Below are 19,997 nucleotides of genomic sequence, written 5' to 3' on the forward strand. Positions count from 1 at the left end.
CGCCGGTGCGGCGGGCGCCGGGGGAGCGGGGGCTGAGCCACGCGGGGGGTGGTTCAGCCCCTCCGCACGCCTTCCGCGTGCCCTCCGCGTGCCTCCCGCGAGTCCGAAGCCCCTTCCGAAGCCCCTGGGGATGTCCGAAGGATGCCCGATGGATGCCCGGCCCGTGCCCGCTGGGTCCTCGGGCTGGGTCCCCGGGCGGGGGAAAGCCCCGTCCAGGGCGTGAGCGGACCAAAGCGGCGGCCTGCCGGCCGACGCGTCGCTCAACCAGGGGAGTTCCCCCTTCTCCCCGCATCCTGGACGAGGCAGGTCCATCCTGACGCGCGGGCGTCACCGCCGCGTCACACCGTCGCGTGCCGCAGCATCTCCGAGAACTGCCCGGACGGCTCGACGCCGAGCTCCCCGCGCAGCAGCCCGCGGAACCTCTCGTACTGCCGTACGGCCTCGGTCAGGTTGTGCTCCGCGAGGTGCACGGAGACCACCGCGCGGTGGGCGCTCTCCCGCAGCGGGTCGATGCGGGTGCTCTCCAGGGCCGCCTCCAGGGCCGGTCCGTAGGCGCGCATCGCCACGAGCCGCGCCGACACGGCCTCCAGGGCGTGCAGCCGCAACTGGTGCAGCCGCTCCCGCTCGAAGGCCACCCAGTCCTGCTGCCAGCCGGGCAGCAACTCGCCGCCGCAGAGCAGGACGTCGTACGCCGAACGCAGCCGCACCGGCGCCCCCGCGAGGACCTGGCGCGCGGCCGCCGTGAAGTCCTGGACGTCGACGCGCACCTTGCGGCTGAGCGCCAGGGCGCCGCCGCGCGCGTCCGAGAGGGCCGAACCCGCCCCGTTCAGGCGCCACATGGCGGTCCGCAGACTGGCGCGGGCCCGCGCCTCGGTGGCGTCCGGCCACAGCATCCCCGCGAGCGCCGAGCGCGTGGCCGTGCCGCACAGCGCGAGCCGGGCGAGGACCTGCTGCCCGCTGGCGGGCACCTCCACCGGGTCGCCGCCCCAGCCGCAACAGCACGCGCGGTCACGGTCGGTCCCCCGGGTCTCGCCGCTCGCCGGGCCCTCACGGGTGAGGAGAAAACCGCCGAGCAGTCGCAGTCGCAGCGCGGGCCGTTCGTCACCGGCCGCCGCGCACGTGAACGAAGCCATCGAGCCACCTCCAGGGGTCCCGCCGACGCCCTGCCGTCCGGCACGAACGTACGGGCCGGGGCGGCCGTGCGCCTCCGGGAGCGTGCCGGGGTTTACCCCGGTGTGCCCCTGAGGGGGCCGTGGCGCGGCCCGTCAGCCCGCCGAGGGCGACGACGGCTCCTGGGGGCCGAGCCGCTGGACCAGGCCGATCCGCGAGGTGATGCCGAGCTTGGCGTACGTATGGCCCAGGTGGTACTCGATGGTCTTGACGCTCAGCGCGAGGGCGGTGGCGATCTGCCGGTTGGTGAGGCCCTGCGCGGCGAGCCGCGCCACCGCGAGCTCCTGCGGGGTGAGCGCCCCGTCGAGGTCGTCGCCGACGCCGCCGTGCGCGCGCTCGTCGGCCGCGAGCGGGGGTGCCGCCCGCCCGCAGGCGCTGAGCTCCCGTACGCACCGGGCCCGGTAGGGCAGCGCCCCGAGCCCCGTCATCGCCGTGTGCGCCGCCTGGAGCTGGGCGATGGCCAGGGACCTGCGGCCGATGCGGCGCAGGAACGCGCCGTGGTCGAGCGCCACCCGGGCTCGCAGATACGGCAGTGGGGCCTGCGCCGCGTGGTCCTGCGCCCGCGCGTACGCCGCCTGGGCGCGCTGCGGTTCACGGCGGGCGGCCAGCAGATTGCCGCGCGCCCGCGCGGCCGAGGCGAGCGCCGAGTGCCGCCCGCGCGCCCGCGCGAGCTCCTCGTAGGGGCCGAGGACCGCCTCCGCCTCGTCGAGCTCCCCGAGTTGGACGAGGGCGTCGACGAGCAGCGGCTGCCAGTCCACGACACCGGGTTCGTTGACGCCGTCCTGCTCGGCGAAGTCGAGCAGCGGACGCAGGGCCGCCACGACGGCCTGGGGTTCGCCGCGCGCGTCCGCGAAGTGCCCCTGGGCGCACACCCCGTACGCGTACGCCACGGGTGTCTCCGCGCCGCCGGGCCCCTCGCCCGCCGTGCGCAGGTGCTCCGCCGCCCGGTCGAAGGCGCCGCGGGCGGCGAGGATCTGCGCGGCGACGCCGTGCGTGACCGGCTTGAGCCACCACTGGTCGGCGTCGTCGGCGATGGACGCCGCGGACTCCGCGTGGATCAGCGCCTCGTCCCACTCGCCGAGCCGGTACAGGGTCTGGGCGAGCGCCGAGGTGGACAGCAGCCGCAGCGGGACCGTCGTCGCACGGCAGTTGGCGACGGCGCCGCGCAGGTCGTGGCGCGCCCCGTGCAGATCGTCCGACCACAGCCGCAGCTCGCCCCGCGCGAGCAGCAGGTCGATGCTCTTGAGCGGCACGATCATCGGGTCCGGCAGGTCCGCGGCGAGCGCGATGCCGTCCTTCGCGCGGCCGCTCAGGCCGAGCGCGATGAGGTGGTTGAAGCGCAGCATCCGGCTCGGCCCCTGCGCGGTGGACAGGCGCTGGGCGCGCTCGGCCCACCGCGCGGCGGACGCGGCCTGGCCGCACATGACGGCGGCGTAGCTGAGCTGTTCGGCCGCGCGCGCCGCGAGCGCGGGCTCGCGCTCCTGGTCGCACTGCTCCCAGGCGTCGACGAGCAGCGTCCACGCCGCCTGGGTGCGGCCCTGGACGCGGGCCACATAGCCGCGGACGTAGCCGCGCAGCGCCGGGTCCGCGGACTCGGACAGGCCTGCGGCCAGCTCCGCGGCCTCCTGGACCCGGCCGTCGAGCAGCAGCGCCTCGACGGACTCCACGGCGAGCCGGTCCCGCTCCCGGGGGCTGGTCGCCACCCGTGAGGCGTGCCGCAGATGGGTTCCGGCGACGGCCCACTGGCCGGTGGCCGCCTCGCGGCGCGCGCAGGCGGCGAGGGCGGCGGCGAGCTGCTCGTCGGGCCCGGTGGCGGCGAGGACCCGGTGGCGCAGCGTCGAGTACTCGTCGGTGACCAGCGCGGCCGCGCGGGTGTGCAGGGCCGCGCGCTGGGCGGGGCCGATGTCCTGGTAGACCGCCGCGTGCACCAGGGGGTGCGGGAAGGAGATCTCCGGCGCGCCGGGCCCCCCGTGCGCCTCGCGCAGGAGCCCGGCCTTGACGGCCCGCTCCAGGGCGGGCAGCGGCTGTGCGACCTTGGCGAGCCGGGCGGCGACCTGTAAGCGGCAGGAGAGCCCGAGCACGCTGACCGCCTGCACCAGGCGCTGGGCCTGCGTCCCGCACCCGGCGAGGTTGGCGAGCACCAGCATGGCGTACGAGCGCGGCGCGGGCAGCGGTGTCGAGACGTCGAGCAGCACGGCGGACGGCACCTGGTCGAGCAGCGCGCGGGCGTGCAGCGGATTGCCGTGGGTGTGGGTGTGCAGCCTCAAGGAGGCCGAGTGCGGCAGCCGGGCCACGCCCAACTGGTCGCTGAGCGCGGCCAGTTCGTCGGGGCTGAGGCCGTCGAGGGCGAGCCGTCGCGTGCGCGCGTCGGTGAGCAGCCTGCGCAGCCCCTCGGGCAGCTCGGGCACGTGCGGGTCGCGCAGCGCGACGACGGCGAGGACCCGGTCGTGGCGCAGGCGGCGCAGCGCGAACGTGAGCGCGTTCAGGGACTCGGGGTCGGCCCAGTGCGCGTCGTCGACGACGAGGACGACGGGCCCCTTGCCCTGCACCTCGCTGAGCAGGTCGATGAGTCCGAAGCCGGCGGAGAGCGCCGGGAGGTTCGCGTGCAGCGACTGCGGGGTGCGCACGAGCCCCGCCAGGGTCTCCGGCACCGGCAGTGGGCTCTGCCCGACGAGCTGGGCGAGGACGCCGCACGGCAGTGCGCTCTCGTTCTCCTCGCCGCTCGCGTGCAGCACGCACGTGTCGTCGTCCACCGTGTCGAGGAACCGGCGCACGAGGGCCGTCTTGCCGATGCCGCCGGGGCCTTCGAGCAGGACGAGGCGCGGTGTGCCCGCGGCGGCGGCCTCGAAGTCGGCCCGCAGCGCGGCGAGTTCGGGCGCGCGCCCGCAGAAGGCGTCGTCGGGTACGGCGGGGTGGTGCGGGTCGTGCGCCGCGCCCTCGAGTGTCATCGCCGCCCCCGCGCACCGGCAGCGGCCACGGGGGGCCTGTGGGAGAGGGCGACCCGTGCCGAACACATGGCCATGGACCCCACGATGGTGGCCAACACACCCGGTGCACAAGCCAATTGCCCGGATCCGTGGTCATGTGGGGTGTCTGGAAGGGTGGTGGCCTACGGCGTGTCGTCGGGGGCCCTGTCCCCCAGGGCGAAGGCCTCCGGCAGCGGCGGTTCGAGGAGCGAGAGCAGCTCCAGCCAGCCGTGGAACGGCCGCGGCGGGCTCTCGGGGTGCTCGGAGTTCTCCGTGTTCTCGCACACGACGTTCCCGCACACCCCCTCATGCGACCGGTACACCTCGATGACGTAGCGCACAACGCCTCCCGGGGCCGCTGCGGGGCGTGAGCCGTGACGCGTGACGACGGCGAAGGACGTGACGCGTGACAGCCGTGACGCATGGCAAGGGCGACCAGGATAGGGGCCCGCGCGCGAGCGCCGCGTCGGTGCGGCACCTAGGGAAGTCCCTAGGGTGGCAAGGGAGTTGCCTCCGGGGCGGGTGTGTCGCGTGGTGGGGCCCGGCAGGACCGCCGGGCCGGGCTCAGCGCTCCCAGGCGCGCGCCAGCTGGGCCCGCAGCAGCGGCACGGGGCTGTCGTCGTCCCCGTACAGGCGGTCGGCGAGCCGCAGAGCGGTGTCGTAGCGGGCCAGGAGCAGCCCGCGCTCGGCCACCGCCGGGGCGTGCCCGGCCGCGGCGGCCACCCGCGCGGCCGTCGGGGCGCCGACGGACAGGGCGAGCCCGGCGACGTCCTCGGCGGGGTCGCCCACCACGGCGTCCGCCCAGTCGAGCACGCCGCTGACCCGGCCCGAGGAACTCACCAGTAGGTGCTCGCCCTTGAGGTCGTTGTGCAGGACCACGGGAGCGGGGGCGGGCGCGGGGCGGGCCGTGGCGTCGACGGCGAGGCCGCCGGGGACCTCGCCGTCGACGGCGAGCCGGGCCAGGGCGCGTCCGGCCGCAGCCCCGAGCGCGTCGAGGGAGCGCGGCGCCCGCGCGGGCAGCGTCGGAGCGGCCGCCGTGCGCAGCGCCCCGAGCAGCCGCGCCAGGTCCTGCTCGCCCTCCGCCCCGACCGGGCGGCGCTCGGCGGAGACTCCCGGCAGCCGTACGTCGACGGTGTAGGCGAGCCCGTGCGCCCACGAGCCGGACGCGACGCTCGCGGGCACGGCCACCGGCAGCAGGGGGCGCAGCGCGTCCCGCAGGGCCAGTTCGCGCCGCTGCCGGGCCGCCGTGTCCGCGTCCAGCGCGAGGCGCAGCACGTACCGGTCGCCCACCCACCAGGTGGAGTGCTCACCCCCTTCGCTCACGGGCGCGACGGACAGGTCCTGCTCCTTGGGCAACGCCTCACGGACGAGGGCGCGGGCGTCGGCGGGCGTGGGCTGACGAGGGGTGGCGCCCGAGTGCATGCCGTCGATCATGTCAGGGGCGACACGTCCGGGTGAACCGAATATCAGCGTGCGGGCGGCGCACCACGCGTGCACCGCGCGGCGCCGCGACGCGTGGGCAGCCGAGCCGCCGCGACCCGTGGGAGCCGAGGTGCCGTGGCGGGCGCGCCGGGTCGGGGTGGCACGTATGCGCCGAGTCGGGTGACGGTGTGCAAGGCGGTGTTGCCCGGGCCTCTGGGGTGCGCGAGTGTGCTGTGTCATGGACCGTGACAGCAACACTGACTCGTTGTCTTCGTCTTCCTCCCCCCTCCTCCCGGTCTCCCTGACACGTCGTCAACTCCTGGTCGTCGCAGGCGCCGCGGGCGTCGCCGCCACGAGCGCGGCGGGTGTCGTGGCCCCCGCGCCCGCCGCGGCCCGCCCCGCCACCGGGGTGTCCCTGTCCTTCACTCGCGCCACCAACGGCTCGGCGACCCTCTCGCCCGCCGGTGACCGGTTGATCGCCGAGGTGCAGCACGTCCTGTGGTCCGCCCCGCGCACCGGCGGCGAGGCCGTGCGGCTCACCCCGCCCGGGCTCGAACCCAACCGGCCGGTGTACGCGCCGGACGGCGAGCACATCGCGTTCTGCGCCTACCGCGACGGCGGCTTCCACCTCTGGACCCTGCGGGCCGACGGCACCGACCTGCGCCGCCGCACCGACGGACCGTGGGACGACCGGGGCCCGGCCTGGTCGCCCGACGGCACCAGGATCGCCTTCGCCTCCGAGCGGGGCGGCGACCCGGTGGCGGGCAGCGCGTACCGCATCCACGTCCTCGACCTGCGCACCGGGGAGCTGACCCGGGTCACGGGCGTGCCGGGCCAGGACGGCCCCCTCCAGGACGGCCGCTGGGAGGACTTCGACCCGGCGTGGACCCCGGACGGCAGCCGCATCCTCTTCGTCCGGGCCAAGGGCGTCACCGGCCCCACGGGCGTCACGCTCGAAGCGCGCACGGTCGCGGCCGTCCCCGCCCGGGGCACGGGCCCCGTGGCCGTCGAGCACACCGATACCGCGAACGCCCAGGTGATGACCCCGGCCCCGGCCCCGGACGGCCGCCGCCTCGCCTATCTGCGGACCACGGCGGCCCCGAACGGCTCCTGCGTGCTCGTCGTCGACGGCAAGCCCGTCGACGTCACCGGCGACATCGCGCCCGTGCCGCCCCGCTGGACGAAGGACGGCGAACTGCTCCTCACCGTCGACGGCCGCTTCACCCTCGTGCGCCCCGAAGCCCCCGGCACCCCGCGGCCCCTCCCCTTCGAGGGCGTCCTGCCCGTGGACCGGCCCCGCTACCGGGTCAAGGAGTACGACCTGGGCGAGGACCGGGTGCGCCCCGTGCGGGGCATCCATCTGCCCGCCCTCTCCCCGGACGGCCGGCACATCGCGTTCGCGGCCCTGAACTCGCTGTGGCTCGCGGGCACGTCGGGCGGCAAGGCGCCGCGGCGGCTGCGCCGGGCGAAGCCCACCGGCTATCTGCTCGGCCCGTCGTGGGCGCGCGACGGACGCTCCCTGGTGTACGCCGACGACCGTGACGGACTGCTCGGCGTCTACCGCCACGACCTGGACAGCGGCGCCGAGACCACGCTCGCCACCGGCGGCCGGGTGCACCCGGCGCTCTCGCCCGACGGCAAGCGCCTTGCCTGCCTCGACATGACCGGGCGGCTCGTCGTCCGCGAACTCGACGCGGGCACCGAGCGGATCCTCGCGGAGCCGCTGGGCGGCGGCGGGCTTCCCGGCCGCCCCAGCTGGTCGCCGGACGGCCGCCACCTCGCGTTCTGCGACCGCAACCGGCTCAACCTGCGCTTCCGCGAGGGCTACAACCTCGTCCGCGTCGTCGACACCACCACCGGCACCGACCGCCTCCACCCCGTCGCGCCGCACACCTCCATCGCCGACCGCTACGACTCCGGGCCCGTCTGGTCGCCGGACGGGCGCTGGCTCGCCGTGATCGTCGAGTCCGCCCTGTGCCTGCTGCCCGTCGCGGCCGACGGCACCCCGCGCGGCAGGCTCCGCACCCTCACCACCGAGCCCGCCGACCACCCCACCTGGTCCGGCGACTCCGCGACCCTGCTCTATCTGTCGGGCACCCGCCTGCGCCTGATCGGCGTCGACGGCGGGCGCGCCCGCACCGTCCGCGTGCCGCTCGACCAGCGCCGCCCCACCCCGCCCGACACCGTGGTGCACGCCGGGCGGCTGTGGGACGGCACCGGCACCGCCGTGCGCGAGGACGTCGACATCGTCGTACGCCGGGGCCGCGTCGCCGAGGTCGCCCCGCACCGCGGCGCACGGACCGCCCGGCGCAGGATCGACGCCTCCGACCGCACGGTGCTGCCCGGCCTGTGGGACACGCACACCCACCCCTGGCAGAGCACGTACGGCGGCCGCCAGACAGTGGGCCAGCTCACGTACGGCATCACCACCGCGGTGTCCCTCGGCGGCTTCGCCCACGAGCAGGCCCGCCTCCGCGAGGCGGTGGCCACCGGCCAGCTCGCCGGGCCGCGCCTGCTGACCACGGGCGAGCTCCTCGACGGCGGCCGGGTCGCCTACAGCATGGGGCGTGCCCACCGCACCCGGGCCGGACTCAGACGCTCCCTGGAGCGGGCCGAGCACCTCGACTGGGACTTCGTCAAGACGTACGTACGGGCGCCGACCTGGGTCATGGACGAGGCGGCGCGCTTCGCCCACGAGCGGCTCGGCGTGCGCAGCGGCAGCCACTTCCTGTCCCCGGGCATCCAGACGGGCCAGGACCTGACGACCCACCTCCAGGCCACCCAGCGGGCCGAGTTCGGGCACGCCATCACCGCGTCGGGGCGCGCCTACGCCGACGTCACCGAGATCTACACCGCGCGCGGCGCCCGCTTCGCGCTCATCGCGACGCCGTTCACGTCCGTGCCGCTCATCGGCGCCGATCCCGCGCTGGCCGACGACCCCCGGGTCACGGCCGTCATGCCGCCGTGGGACGTGGAGTCGGTGCGCAAACAGGCCGCGACGCCGCCGACCGCCGCCCAGCTCGCCACGCTGCGCACGGAGACCGACGTCTACCGGCGGATCCTCGCCGCGGGCGGCCTCGTGGCCCTCGGCACGGACCAGCCCCTCGTGCCCGTCGGCCTGGCCCTGCACATGGGGCTGCGCGCGCTGCACCGGGGCGGGCTCTCCCCGGCCGAGGCGCTGCGCACCGCGACGGTCCTGCCCGCCCGCGTGTTCGGCGTGGAGAAGGACCTCGGCACCGTCGAGCCGGACCGGATCGCCGATCTGACGATCGTCGACGGCGACCCGTTCACCGACTTCGCCACGCTGGTGCGCACGGTCGGGGTGCTGCGCGGCGGCACCCCGTACGAGACCGAGGAGCTGGTGGGCGCCTTCGCGTCGGCGGCCCGGCGCACCCCGCGCGACACGGACTGGCTCGACGTGGGCCGACTCATGCGCAGGGACGGCTGCTGCGACCCGGGGGTGTGAGGCGGGCGGCGGGCCCGGTCCGTACGGCCGGGCCCGCCGCCATCTCGGCCGCTGTTACAGACCTGTGTCAATTCCCCCTACAACGAACCTGGCCCGCGCGCTGTCTACCAGGGGGAATTCGCCGTACGTACGAAGAAGGAGCGCGCAGCCGTGGGGGAGACAGTCAGACGAGGAGCCGTCGCACTGGGGATAGCCGGACTGGTGGCCCCGCTCGCGATCGCGATGGGGACCGGCACCGCACAGGCCGCGTCGTGCTCGACGCAGACCGGGCCGTACCAGAAGCAGGTCGAGAAGTTCCTCGGCCGTCCGGTCGACGGCAAGCAGTCGGCCGCCGACTGCAAGGCCATCAAGGCCTTCCAGACCAAGCACCAGATCACCCCGAACGCGGGGTACGCGGGCGCCGTCACCTGGGGCGTGATGGACCTGATGAACAAGCAGAAGAAGGTGGGGAACAACCCGAACAAGGCGGGCAAGTGCCCGACCAACAAGGGCCGCATCGCCTGCGTCGACCTGACGCTCCAGCTCAGCTGGATCCAGGACGGCAAGCAGCTCAAGTACGGCCCGGTCCCGGTGCGCACCGGCCGCAAGGGCCACGCGACTCGCACCGGCCTGAAGAAGGTCTACTGGCGGGACATCGACCACGTGTCGAGCCTGTACCACGTGCCGATGCCGTACAGCCAGTTCTTCGACGGCGGCCAGGCCTTCCACTCGGTGGGCATCAGCGTCTGGGCCCCGCCGGGCTCGCACGGCTGCGTCAACATGACGAAGAAGGACGCCGCGAAGTACTGGAGCATGCTGCGCAAGGGCGACGACGTGTTCGTCTACGGCCGCAAGCCGGGCACCTGACCGGTCCGGGAACCGCGGAGCGCCGCCGGGAGGACTCCTCCCGGCGGCGCTCGCCCGTTCAGACGGAGCGCAGGTACTGGTTCGGCACGTGCACGTCCGCGCCCAGCTCCCGGGCGGCCCGGCGGGCGAACGACGGGTCGCGCAGCAGCTCCCGGCCCAGCAGGACCGCGTCGGCCTCGCCGTTGGCGAGGATCTTCTCGGCCTGCGCGGCCTCGGTGATCAGCCCGACGGCCGCCACGGGCAGCTCCGTCTCCGCCTTCACGCGGGCGGCGAAGGGGACCTGGTAGTTGGGCCCGGCGGGGATGCGCACGCCCGCGGCGTTGCCGCCGGTGGAGACGTCCAGGAGGTCCACGCCGTGCTCCTTGAGCAGCGGCGCGAGCCGCACGGTGTCGTCGGCGGTCCAGCCCGGCGCGCCGTCCTCAAGCCAGTCGGTGGCCGAGATGCGGAAGAACAGCGGCTTGTCCTCGGGCCACACCGCGCGCACCGCGTCGACGACCTCCAGGGCGAAGCGGGTGCGGCCCGCGAAGTCGCCGCCGTAGGAGTCGGAGCGCCGATTGCTGTGCGGGGACAGGAACTCGCCGATCAGATAGCCGTGGGCGCCGTGGATCTCGGCCACGTCGAAGCCCGCGTCCAGGGCGCGCCGCGCCGCGTCCGCGAACTCGCCGACGACCCGCCGGATGTCGGCCGCCGTCAGCTCGGTGGGGACGGGGTAACCCTCGGCGAAGGCCACCGCGCTCGGGCCGAGGGGCTGCCAGCCGCCCGCCTCCGGGGCGAGCGGAGCGCCGCCGCGCCAGGGGGCGTCCGTGGATGCCTTGCGGCCCGCGTGCGCGAGCTGGATGCCGGGGACCGAGCCCTGGCCCTTGACGAAGTCGGTGATCCTGCGCAGCGCCGCGGCCTGGGTGTCGTTCCAGATGCCGAGGTCCCAGGGGCTGATGCGGCCCTCGGCGCTGACGGCGGTGGCCTCGGTGAGGACCAGGCCGGTGCCGCCCGTGGCCCGCGCCGCGTAGTGGGCCAGGTGCCAGTCCGTGGCGACACCCGCGTCCGGCCCGGTGGCCTCGGCGGAGTACTGGCACATCGGCGCCATCCAGACGCGGTTGGGGATGGTCAGGTTCCGCAAGGTGTAGGGCTCGAACAGCGCGCTCACGGCGTGCTCCCTTCGGGGGCGGCGAGTGGAACGGGGCAGGGGGCGCCACAGGCCGCTCCGGACGCCCCCTGCCGCTCGTACGATAGGCACCGTAGTACGGAGACTGTCAAACTACGATGCCTCTCGTACAGTGGAAACGTTCCGTACACATACCGGTGCCGCGCACGCCCTCGCCCCAGTGGAGCCGCCATGACGACCGCCGCCCCGAGCTCGCGCGTGCTCGCGCACCCGGCGCGTGACGAGATCCGCCTCGAAGGCGTGCTGCACGCCCTCGCCGACCCGCTGCGCCTGCTGGTCGTCCGCGAACTGGCCCGGGACGACGTCGGCCTCACGTGCTCGGACTTCGCGCTGCCGGTCACCAAGTCCACCAGCACGCACCACTTCCGCGTGCTGCGCGAGGCGGGCGTGATCCAGCAGATCTACCGCGGCACCGCCAAGCTCAACGCCCTGCGCCGCGCCGATCTGGACGACCTGTTCCCGGGCCTCCTCGACAGCGTTCTGGCCGCGGCCGCACGCCAGGCGGACCGCTTGGCGGACGAAGGCTGACCTGTCCGGGGCCGCGGGCCGATCAGGGCCGCGGCTGCGGGCGTTCCTCGCTGCGGGCCGCCGCCTCGCGAAGGCCCGCCCAGTCCGGGATCTTCACCGGCCCGCCGCGCCCGAGCAGGAGCCCCCGCTCCGCCTCGGCCTGCTCGATCGCGAGCCACCCGGGCCACTCCACGGGATCGGCGCCCGCCGCCCGCAGCGCGGCGAGCGGCTCGGCCGCCACCGCCCGGCGCGCGAGGGCGGGCGCGTCGTCGAGCAGGGAGAGCGCCGTCTCCTTCGCGCACGGCCGGTTCGTGCCGATCACGCCCGTGGGCCCGCGCTTGATCCAGCCCGCGACGTACTCGCCCGGCGACACCGCGCCCTCGCGCAGCACCCGGCCCGCCGTGTGCGGCACCGTGCCGCTCGACCCGTCGAACGGAAGGCCCTCGATCGGCACCCCGCGGTAGCCCACCGACCGCAGCACGAGCTGCGCCCCGATCTCCTCGTACGTGCCGGAGCCGGTCACGCCGCCGTGCCCGTCCGGCAGCGTCCGCTCGAACCGCACGCCGCCCACCCGGCCCGCCGCCTCGGTCAGCTCCACCGGCCGCAGGAAGAACCGCAGCCGGATCCGGCGCGCGAGCCCGCGCTCGGGCCGCTCGGCCCAGTCGCGCAGGACCTCCACGTTGCGGCGGCTCGCCGCGGGCAGGCCCGAGGGGTCGGCGTAGGCGGGGTCGAGGGCCAACTCCTCGGGGTCCACGAGCACTTCGGTGTCCGGAAGCGAGCCGAGCTCCCGCAGCTCCTTCGTGGTGAAGCGCGCCTGCGAGGGGCCGCGCCGCCCCACCATGTGGACCTCGCGCACCCGGCTGGCGGCGAGGACGCCGAGCGCCTCGTGCGGCATGTCGGTGGGCGCGAGCTCCGCGACGCCGCGCGCCAGCATCCGCGCCACGTCCACCGCGACGTTCCCGACGCCGATGACGACGGCCGCGTCCACGTCCCGTACGAAGCGGTCCTGCGGCCCCGAGCCGTTCACCGCCACGTCCGGGTGGGCGCTGTACCAGGACACGAACTCCGTCGCCGAGTGGCTCCCCGGCAGGTCCTCGCCCGGCACCCCGAGCCTGCGGTCGGTGGCGGCGCCCACGCAGTACACGACCGCGTGGTAGCAGTCGAGGAGCCGAGCCGGGGGCAGCGCGGCGGGGCCGATCTCCACGCCGCCGAGGAACCGCACGCGCTCGTGCTCCAGGATCGTGCGCAGCGTCTTCTGCAGGGACTTGATCTTCTCGTGGTCGGGCGCCACGCCGTAGCGCACCAGGCCGTAGGGGCACGGCAGCCGGTCGAGCACGTCGACGCGTACGCCGGGCACCCGGTCCTGCTGGACCAGGCTCTGTGCGGTGTAGACCCCACTCGGACCCGATCCCACGACGGCGACGTGCACGGCGGAGCTCCTTCCGCGAGGTGTCCCCGGGACGCCCTGATGCCTGTCCTGCTTCAGCATCGCACCGGTGTGCCCCAAGGGGGTAGGGGACGGACGGGGTGCGGGACCCGTGGCACAGGCCGCTGGAGGGGTGTCCGCGTGTGCCGCTGACAGGGTGCCGTGCCGCCCACCGCGTGCGTGCCGCCCTGGCGGAGTGTGACTGTAGGGCTACCGTGCGGCTGTGCTGGAAAGCTCATTTTTCGACGAGAGTGATCATTACGCACGCGCGGCCCACGGCCCGGGGTGGTCCGGCGAGGATCCGCTGGAGGAGTGGCCTCCGGCCCCGCAGGAGCCGCTTGACCCCGTGGCGTACCACGAGGCGCCGCGCTGGGCGGCGGACCCCTCGGCCGCCACGCTCCAGCTGTTCCCCAGTGCCGAAGGGCACCTGGACGTCCGCGGGCCGGGCGGCGGGCCCGCGTCCCTGCTGCACGTGCGCCTCGACCTCGACGGCGCCCACGTCGACGTGCTCGCCGCCGTCTGTGAGGGCCGCGTCGCCATCGAGGACCTGCGGGCACAGCCCCCGCTGCCGCTGCCCGAGCTCGTCGCGCTCGCCGACCGCATCGAGGGCCCGCTGGCGGACGTCTGCCGGGGCGTCGCCCAGCAGTACGGCCCGGCCGACACCTCCTGTCGCCCCGTCCCCGGGGACGAGGCGGTGGCCGCCGCGCGGCCCGCCCGGCCCTCCGTGCGGCGCGGCGACACCGCGCGCCAGGCCGCCGTCGAGGCGTACCGCACGGCACGGGAGGAGGGCCGCGACCCGGTGCTCGCGGTGATGGGCGCGACGGGGCACAGCCGCCGCAAGTCCCTGCGCCTGATCGCGGGGGCACGCGACGCGGGCCATCTGTCGCCCCGGCACCGCCGCCGCTGAGTGCTCCGCTGGATACGCCGTGCCTCGTTCGCCTGCGGGTTCGTCGTGGCTGGCCGCGCAGTTCCCCGCGCCCCTTCGGGGCGTTGGGCGCGGTGGCCGGGTAGGGCTCAGCTCATCCCGCGCATCCGGTTGATCTCGGCGGTCTGCTGCGCCACGACGTCGTTGGCCATCTCCTCGACCAGGAGGTTGTTGCCTTCCGAGAGCGCGTCCGTGGCCATGGTGACGGCCCCCGAGTGATGCGTGATCATCAGCTTCAGGAACAGCTCGTCGAAGGCCTCGCCCCTGGCCGCCCGCAACTGCTTGAGTTGAGCGGGCGTGGCCATCCCGGGCATCCCCGCGTGGTCGTGGTGCGCGCCGTGCCCGCGCTTCTCCGCCTTCTTGCCCTGGCTTTTCAACCACCGCTCCATGGCGCCGATCTCCGGCTTCTGGGCGGCCGTGATGCGGTCGGCTAGCCGCTTCACCCGCGTCGACTTCGCCCGCCCGGGCACGAGCCGGGTCATCTCCAGGGCTTGGGCGTGGTGCGGGATCATCTTCTCGACGTAGTCGAAGTCCGCCGAGTTCGGGCTGTCGTCGTCGGTTCTCTGCTGCGCGGCCTCCTCGGCCGAGAGCGTCGCCGCCTTCTCCCCGGGCTTGCCCGGTGCGATCACCGAAGGCCCGGTCGAGGAGCCGGACTTGGGCTTCGCGTCCGCGTCCGACGCGGAGTCGCAGGCGCCGAGCGCGAGGGCGGCGGCCGCGGCGAGCGCGGTCACGGCAGAGGCGCGGACGACGGACGTACGGGCGGTGGGCGTACGGCGGTGGGGCACGGCAACCTCCTGGGACGCGCGGGGTAGTTGGGTCCGTCCTAGCACGCCGATGAGCGTCAGTGATCGGAAGTGTTCATTACGGCCGCGTTTCCATCTGTTGTTTTGTACATGAGGAGCACGATACTGCGGGTGTCCGTGCACCGTTCGCCTTCGAACGGCCACAAGGGAGGAAGCAGTGACTCTGCTGAACGAACCCCGAACTCGGCGCAGACGCCTGGGAGTAGCCACGGCCGCCGCCGGGCTCCTCGCCGCGCTGCTCACCGCCGTCCCCGCGGCGGCGACGCCCGACCCCGGCGACACCCCCGCTCCACCGAAGAAGGTGTCGAAGTCGGATGCCGCCGACACCCAGCGGGCCATACGGGACGGAAGGATCCCCGCGCCCGACGAGATAGTCCACTCCGACAACATCGAGCACCTGGGCAACATCCCCAAGGACGCGCTGCCGGGCACCAACTCCGATCTCGCCTTCCAGGGGAAGTACGCCTTCGCCGGGAACTACGACGGCTTCCGCATCTTCGACATCAGCAACCCGAAGAAGCCCGAGACCGTCGCGCAGGTCCTCTGCCCGGGATCGCAGAACGACGTCTCGGTCTCCGGTGATCTGCTGTTCCTGTCGACCGACTCCTCGCGCAGCGACAGCTCCTGCGCCAGCACCACGCAGCCCGCCACGGAGAAGTCCTCCTGGGAGGGCATGAAGGTGTTCGACATCAGCGACAAGCGCAACCCGCGCTACGTCGCCGCCGTCGAGACCGCCTGCGGTTCGCACACCCACACGCTGGTGCCCGAGCGCCGCAACGTCTACATCTACGTCTCCTCGTACGCGCCGAGCGCGGCGTTCCCCGACTGCCAGCCGCCGCACGACGGCATCTCCGTGATCAAGGTGCCGCGCAAGGCGCCGCAGAAGGCGGCGGTCGTCGGCTTCCCCGTGCTGTTCCCGGGCGAGGGCCCGGACGGCGGCGGGAACCCGGGTCCGCCCACCAACCCGGGCGTCTCCAAGACCACCGGCTGCCACGACATCACCGTGCTGCCCTCGGAGGACCTCGCCGCGGGCGCCTGCATGGGTGACGGGATCCTGTTCTCCATCGAGGACCCCGAACGTCCGAAGGTCATCGACCGCGTCCAGGACAACGTGAACTTCGCGTTCTGGCATTCGGCGACCTTCAACCAGGACGCCGACAAGGTCGTGTTCACCGACGAGCTCGGTGCTGGCCTCGGCGCCACCTGCAACGCCGAGATCGGCCCGAACCGCGGCGCCGACGGCATCTACGAGATCAAGGGCCGCGGCGACAAGCGCCAGCTCGTCTTCAAGAGCTACTACAAGATCCCGCGCCACCAGGCGGACACCGAGAACTGCGTGGCCCACAACGGCTCGCTGATCCCGGTCAAGGGCAAGGACCTCATGGTGCAGGCCTGGTACCAGGGCGGCGTCTCCGTGTGGGACTTCACCGACTCCGCCAAGCCCAAGGAGATCGCCTACTTCGAGCGCGGCCCGCTCTCCGCGGACCAGCTCGTCGTCGGCGGCTCGTGGTCGGCGTACTACTACAACGGCCACATCTACTCGAACGACATGGTCAAGGGCTTCGACGTGCTGAAGCTCAACGACAAGCGCACGGACCCGGCCAAGCGCGTGCGGCTGCGCGAGCTCAACGTGCAGACGCAGCCTGAGTACTTCAACGGGCACTGAGCCCGTGCTCCGGTGAGGTCTAGAACGTCCCGTCGGGCGGTTCGTCGCCCGGCGGGACGCCGAGCTTCCAGTCGAGTCCGTAGCGCTGGAACAGCTCCGCGCGCAGCCGCTCGTAGGGCATCGGGGCGCCCGGGATCAGCAGCGCGAACACCGCGCCCATCAGCAGGGCGCGCAGCATGGGATAGTCCGTGTCCACGTCCGGCGAGCCGTGCCGGACCATGGTGTCGCGCAGCAGGAACGCGAGCCGCTGCTGCTCGGGGCACTGCACGAACCCGTCCGCCTGGAGGATCCCGGCCATGTGCGTGCGCATCAGGACCGGCCGGTCCCGGGCGAGGCCGAGGATCGCGTCGACGGCGCGGGCCAGGAGCTCGTCCCCGTCCTCGGTGCGCGGCTCGCGCTCCAGGCCCTCCTGGAGGGTGAGGTGCATCAGACGGTGCACGGCCGACTGCAGGAGCTGGCGCTTTCCCGGGAAGTAGTACGACACCAGGCCGCGGGCGGAGCCGGCGCGGTCGGCGATGTCCGCGAGCGTCGTCGCCTCGTAGCCGCGCTCGCCCACCAGGTCCACCGTGGCTTGCAGGAGCCGCTCGCGGGAACGCCGTCGCAACTCTTCATTGACCGATGGGCTACGCGGGGACATCCTGTAACTCCTGCGTTGACTGGCTCACAGCCAATATACTCAGGACGTCCCGGACCGGGCCGACATGGGCCGGGGCTGCTCGGGGCAGGCAACACCGCGGGGGAGTGTTGCCTGCCTCCAGGCATGTCCGGAGTGCGGCCGTCGCGGCTGCCCCTTTGCTCCGCATGTCTTCCTCATCCCCCTTGCTGTCCCCCTTCACCCTGTTCTCCCCGTTCTTCCCTTCTCTCCTCGCCGATCCGGCTCTGTCTCCTTACAGTGGGGCCGGGGGTCTGAGGAGGCGCGTGAACATGGACCAACAGCAGATTCTGGCGCGGATCACGGAGATGGTCGACGCCGAGAAGACCCTCCGGGAATCGCTGGCTTCCGGAGCGATCGACGAGGCCACGGAGCGGGCCCGCCTGGGCGATCTGGAGCGGGAGCTCGACCAGTGCTGGGACCTGCTGCGCAGGCGGCGGGCCAAGGAGGAGTTCGGCGGCGACCCGGACGCGGTCCGGGCGCGCCCCGTCGCGCAGGTCGAGAACTACGAGTCGTAGGCGCGGCCCGCGGGCACGACGGTCAGCCCGTGCCGCCCACCAGGCTCAGGACCGCGCGCAGGGCGTCGGGGCGTTGGCGCACCGGCAGATGGGCCACGAAGTGCACGGCGCAGCCGAGGGCGGCCGCGCCGCCGTCCGCACGCCGGTCGTCGCCGACCATCAGCGTGTCCGCGGGGGCGACGGCGAGCGCGTCGCAGCCGTGCGCGAAGAGGCGGGGGTCGGGCTTCTGGACGCCGTGCTCGTACGACAGCGCGTACGCGTCCACGTACGGGGCGAGGCCGTGCGCGCGGAAGACGGGGCGCGGATCCCAGCCGATGTTGCTCACGACCCCGACGCGCACGCCGCGCGCCCGCAGGCCGCGCAGGACGTCGAGCGCGTCGGGGTAGGGCCGCCAGGCGTCCGGCGCCATGTGCCGGTCGTAGAGGGCGTCGTACAGGCCCGGGTCGGGCAGCGGCACGGTCCGGGCGAGGCCGGTGTACGCGGCGCGGTGCAGCTCCGCGCTCTCGTCGCGGCGCGCGACTAGGTCGGCGAGGGGCCAGGGCGCCTTCGGGGTGGGCGAGCCGCCGGGCAGCGCGCCCGCGCGGTCGAGCGCCGCCGCGAGCCGCGCCTCCTCGCCGGGCGGCAGGGCGAGCCCGCGCGCGGTGAGCGCGGCCCGCAGCCAGGACGCGGTGGACTCGACGCGGAACAGCGTCCCGGAGAAGTCGAACAGCACGCCCTTGATCGCCATGCCGCGATCCTCCGGGACCGTCCGGCGCGGGGTCAAGCACCGCCCGGCTCGCGGTCACCGACGGCTGTGCGCCCGTTCCGTCGGCGCCGGGGGCCGTACGGCGGGTGCGTAGCGGTCGTACAGGGCGATGGCGGTGGCGACGACCAGGGCGCCGATGAGCCAGCCCGCCACGACGTCCGAGGCCCAGTGGACTCCCAGCCACACCCGGGTGAGGCCGACGCCGACGACGGACACCGCGGCCACGGCGACGGCGGCGCGCCACAGGGCAGGACCCACGCCGTGGCGGCGGAGCAGCCACAGGAGGAGCCCGCACACGACGGTGGCGGTCAGCGCGTGCCCGGACGGGAAGGCCGCGTAGTGCGCGGAGTCCACCGGGTCCGGCCAGACCGGGCGCTCCCGGCCGACCGCCGCCTTCATGGCCTGTTGGAGCAGCGTGCCCACCAGGCAGGTCGCCGTGAGCCACAGGGCGAGCCACCACGCCCGCCGCGCGACGAGCCACAGCACGACGGCCGTGCACAGGGCGCGCATCGTCCACGGGTCCCACACCCAGTCCGTGAGGACGCGGGCGGTCTGGGTGAGGTCCCCGTGGGCCACCGCCCAGCGGTGCGTGGTCCGTGCGATGTCGCCGTCCAGCGTGAGCAGCGGCTGCCACTCGGCCCAGACCAGGACGAGCAGCAGCAGCGAGGGGAGCGCGAGCAGGATTGCCGCGCGGGCGGCGCGGGACGGCGGGGGCGGCGTCGGGGCAGGCGCGGAGTCCATGCCTCGATCCTCACCGATGTCCGGCGGCGGCGCCTAACCGAGGGCGCGCAGCGCCGGGACGAACGCGACCAGGAGCGGGACGACCGGCACGAGCGCGGCCGCGGCGGTCAGCCGCAGCCGGCGCCCCGCGGTGAGCCGGGGGCGGGCGGCGAGCAGCCGGTGCACCCGGGCCGGTACGTGTGCCTGCGGGGTCGGGCAGGGGCCGAACACGCCCCGGTCCTCGTTGAGTTCGACGAGGGCGAGCGCGATGGTCAGGCGCCCGAAGCGGCGCGAGGCCACGTCGTCGGCGGCCAGCTCCACGAGCCGGTGCATCTCGTCGCGGAACGCGGCGAACACCGGGACCTGCGGGAAGCCCGCGGCGAGCGCGCCGGAGCAGTGCAGGAGCCAGTCGTGCCGGGCCTGCGCGTGCCCCTGCTCGTGGGCGAGCACCGCATCGAGCTGACGGCCCTTCAGGCGGCGCAACGCGGCGGTGGTGATGACCAGTTGGGGCGCGGTGCCGGGCAGCCACCAGGCGTCGGGGCGCTCGCCCTCCAGGACGACGAGCCGGTCGGCGCCGGGCTCCTCGCCGGGCAACAGCGGGGCGCGCACGACCAGTTCGGCCCGCCGCCTGGCGCGCCGGGTCCGGGCCCGGGCGATCTCGCGCGTGAGCATCACGGCCGTCCAGACGCCGCCGCAGGCGAGGGCCACCGCCGTCACCGTGGCCCAGGGCGTCGGACCGAGCGCGTACGCCTCGACGACGCCGTGCGGCGCGGGCGCGAAGAGCTGGCCCCGCACGGCCTGCCAGGCGGCGGCCGCGCTGAAGGTCATCGACAGGGCGCAGCAGAGCAGCACGCCCGCCACCACGCACTGCCAGGCCCACAGCGCCACCACCGGTTCGCGCTCGGGCCAGTCCGCCCGCGCGAGCATCCGGGGCGCGACGACGGCGGTCAGCCCGGCAAGGAGCAGCAGCGCGACGGGGACCATCATGGGTCAACCCTATGAG

17 protein-coding genes are annotated in these 19,997 nt (G+C 74.6%); 6 read left to right on the plus strand and 11 right to left on the minus strand.

What is annotated here, in order from left to right:
- Positions 1-338: 338 nt before the first annotated feature.
- From ACIG3E_RS16840 to ACIG3E_RS16855, 4 genes are all read right to left on the minus strand, one after another.
- Complete coding sequence (locus ACIG3E_RS16840) at positions 339-1,133, minus strand: BTAD domain-containing putative transcriptional regulator (RefSeq protein WP_399616375.1); 795 nt, start codon at positions 1,131-1,133, stop codon at positions 339-341.
- Between the two features lie 132 nt (positions 1,134-1,265).
- On the minus strand, positions 1,266-4,118 hold the full coding sequence (locus ACIG3E_RS16845) for a helix-turn-helix transcriptional regulator (protein WP_399616377.1): 2,853 nt from the start codon (positions 4,116-4,118) through the stop codon (positions 1,266-1,268).
- A gap of 161 nt (positions 4,119-4,279) precedes the next feature.
- Positions 4,280-4,477: a hypothetical protein gene (locus ACIG3E_RS16850; RefSeq protein ID WP_399616379.1), complete on the minus strand. Its 198-nt coding sequence runs from the start codon at positions 4,475-4,477 to the stop codon at positions 4,280-4,282.
- Between the two features lie 223 nt (positions 4,478-4,700).
- Entirely contained in the window at positions 4,701-5,558 is an 858-nt protein-coding gene (locus tag ACIG3E_RS16855) for an aminoglycoside phosphotransferase family protein (RefSeq protein WP_399616381.1), read from the minus strand.
- A 238-nt stretch (positions 5,559-5,796) separates the two neighbouring features.
- Between ACIG3E_RS16855 and ACIG3E_RS16860 the strand changes: the two genes are divergently transcribed.
- Complete coding sequence (locus ACIG3E_RS16860; RefSeq protein ID WP_399616383.1) at positions 5,797-9,024, plus strand: amidohydrolase family protein; 3,228 nt, start codon at positions 5,797-5,799, stop codon at positions 9,022-9,024.
- Between the two features lie 150 nt (positions 9,025-9,174).
- Positions 9,175-9,870: a L,D-transpeptidase family protein gene (locus ACIG3E_RS16865; RefSeq protein WP_399616385.1), complete on the plus strand. Its 696-nt coding sequence runs from the start codon at positions 9,175-9,177 to the stop codon at positions 9,868-9,870.
- A 58-nt stretch (positions 9,871-9,928) separates the two neighbouring features.
- Here ACIG3E_RS16865 and ACIG3E_RS16870 read toward each other — a convergent pair whose 3' ends face one another.
- Complete coding sequence (locus tag ACIG3E_RS16870; protein WP_399616387.1) at positions 9,929-11,014, minus strand: NADH:flavin oxidoreductase/NADH oxidase; 1,086 nt, start codon at positions 11,012-11,014, stop codon at positions 9,929-9,931.
- A gap of 189 nt (positions 11,015-11,203) precedes the next feature.
- On the opposite strand from ACIG3E_RS16870, the gene ACIG3E_RS16875 reads away from it, so the two are divergent.
- Positions 11,204-11,560, plus strand: a complete 357-nt coding sequence (locus ACIG3E_RS16875; RefSeq protein ID WP_399616389.1) for an ArsR/SmtB family transcription factor — start codon at positions 11,204-11,206, stop codon at positions 11,558-11,560.
- A 22-nt stretch (positions 11,561-11,582) separates the two neighbouring features.
- Here the strand turns inward: ACIG3E_RS16875 and ACIG3E_RS16880 are convergent, their stop codons facing one another.
- Positions 11,583-13,028 carry an FAD-dependent oxidoreductase gene (locus ACIG3E_RS16880; protein WP_399616391.1) on the minus strand — a complete coding sequence of 482 codons (1,446 nt, stop codon included), beginning with the start codon at positions 13,026-13,028 and terminating at the stop codon, positions 11,583-11,585.
- 283 nt (positions 13,029-13,311) lie between these two features.
- Here ACIG3E_RS16880 and ACIG3E_RS16885 point away from each other — a divergent pair, with 283 nt between their 5' ends.
- The gene (locus tag ACIG3E_RS16885; protein WP_399616393.1) at positions 13,312-13,872 is read left to right on the plus strand and encodes a DUF6214 family protein; all 561 of its coding nucleotides are present in this window, start codon (positions 13,312-13,314) and stop codon (positions 13,870-13,872) included.
- A gap of 107 nt (positions 13,873-13,979) precedes the next feature.
- Here the strand turns inward: ACIG3E_RS16885 and ACIG3E_RS16890 are convergent, their stop codons facing one another.
- A complete protein-coding gene (locus ACIG3E_RS16890; protein ID WP_399616395.1) occupies positions 13,980-14,675 on the minus strand; it encodes a DUF305 domain-containing protein in 696 nt (231 codons plus the stop codon).
- Positions 14,676-14,850: 175 nt separating this feature from the next.
- On the opposite strand from ACIG3E_RS16890, the gene ACIG3E_RS16895 reads away from it, so the two are divergent.
- Complete coding sequence (locus tag ACIG3E_RS16895; RefSeq protein ID WP_399616397.1) at positions 14,851-16,359, plus strand: LVIVD repeat-containing protein; 1,509 nt, start codon at positions 14,851-14,853, stop codon at positions 16,357-16,359.
- Between the two features lie 19 nt (positions 16,360-16,378).
- On the opposite strand, the gene ACIG3E_RS16900 is transcribed toward ACIG3E_RS16895, so the two are convergent.
- Complete coding sequence (locus ACIG3E_RS16900) at positions 16,379-16,996, minus strand: TetR/AcrR family transcriptional regulator (protein WP_242727824.1); 618 nt, start codon at positions 16,994-16,996, stop codon at positions 16,379-16,381.
- A gap of 287 nt (positions 16,997-17,283) precedes the next feature.
- On the opposite strand from ACIG3E_RS16900, the gene ACIG3E_RS16905 reads away from it, so the two are divergent.
- Complete coding sequence (locus tag ACIG3E_RS16905) at positions 17,284-17,529, plus strand: DUF2630 family protein (protein ID WP_138964057.1); 246 nt, start codon at positions 17,284-17,286, stop codon at positions 17,527-17,529.
- A 22-nt stretch (positions 17,530-17,551) separates the two neighbouring features.
- Here ACIG3E_RS16905 and ACIG3E_RS16910 read toward each other — a convergent pair whose 3' ends face one another.
- The 3 genes from ACIG3E_RS16910 to ACIG3E_RS16920 are packed head-to-tail and all read right to left on the minus strand — an operon-like array spanning position 17,552 to position 19,981.
- A complete protein-coding gene (locus ACIG3E_RS16910) occupies positions 17,552-18,256 on the minus strand; it encodes an HAD family hydrolase (protein ID WP_399616400.1) in 705 nt (234 codons plus the stop codon).
- Between the two features lie 54 nt (positions 18,257-18,310).
- Positions 18,311-19,015, minus strand: coding sequence for a phosphatase PAP2 family protein (locus ACIG3E_RS16915; protein ID WP_399616402.1), 705 nt, complete (start codon positions 19,013-19,015; stop codon positions 18,311-18,313).
- A 33-nt stretch (positions 19,016-19,048) separates the two neighbouring features.
- Positions 19,049-19,981: a M56 family metallopeptidase gene (locus ACIG3E_RS16920; RefSeq protein WP_138964063.1), complete on the minus strand. Its 933-nt coding sequence runs from the start codon at positions 19,979-19,981 to the stop codon at positions 19,049-19,051.
- Positions 19,982-19,997 lie beyond the last annotated feature (16 nt).

This window comes from Streptomyces sp. NPDC053474, assembly GCF_044544845.1.
Lineage (GTDB): Bacteria > Actinomycetota > Actinomycetes > Streptomycetales > Streptomycetaceae > Streptomyces.

Bases quoted from the DNA above. Each gene is read 5' to 3' on its own strand.
- ACIG3E_RS16840 (WP_399616375.1), bottom strand. From the start codon at position 1,133: ATGGCTTCGTTCACGTGCGCGGCGGCCGGTGACGAACGGCCCGCGCTG.
- ACIG3E_RS16845 (WP_399616377.1), bottom strand. From the start codon at position 4,118: ATGACACTCGAGGGCGCGGCGCACGACCCGCACCACCCCGCCGTACCC.
- ACIG3E_RS16855 (WP_399616381.1), bottom strand. From the start codon at position 5,558: ATGCACTCGGGCGCCACCCCTCGTCAGCCCACGCCCGCCGACGCCCGC.
- ACIG3E_RS16860 (WP_399616383.1), top strand. From the start codon at position 5,797: ATGGACCGTGACAGCAACACTGACTCGTTGTCTTCGTCTTCCTCCCCC.
- ACIG3E_RS16875 (WP_399616389.1), top strand. From the start codon at position 11,204: ATGACGACCGCCGCCCCGAGCTCGCGCGTGCTCGCGCACCCGGCGCGT.
- ACIG3E_RS16880 (WP_399616391.1), bottom strand. From the start codon at position 13,028: ATGCTGAAGCAGGACAGGCATCAGGGCGTCCCGGGGACACCTCGCGGA.
- ACIG3E_RS16900 (WP_242727824.1), bottom strand. From the start codon at position 16,996: ATGTCCCCGCGTAGCCCATCGGTCAATGAAGAGTTGCGACGGCGTTCC.
- ACIG3E_RS16905 (WP_138964057.1), top strand. From the start codon at position 17,284: ATGGACCAACAGCAGATTCTGGCGCGGATCACGGAGATGGTCGACGCC.
- ACIG3E_RS16910 (WP_399616400.1), bottom strand. From the start codon at position 18,256: ATGGCGATCAAGGGCGTGCTGTTCGACTTCTCCGGGACGCTGTTCCGC.
- ACIG3E_RS16915 (WP_399616402.1), bottom strand. From the start codon at position 19,015: ATGGACTCCGCGCCTGCCCCGACGCCGCCCCCGCCGTCCCGCGCCGCC.
- ACIG3E_RS16920 (WP_138964063.1), bottom strand. From the start codon at position 19,981: ATGATGGTCCCCGTCGCGCTGCTGCTCCTTGCCGGGCTGACCGCCGTC.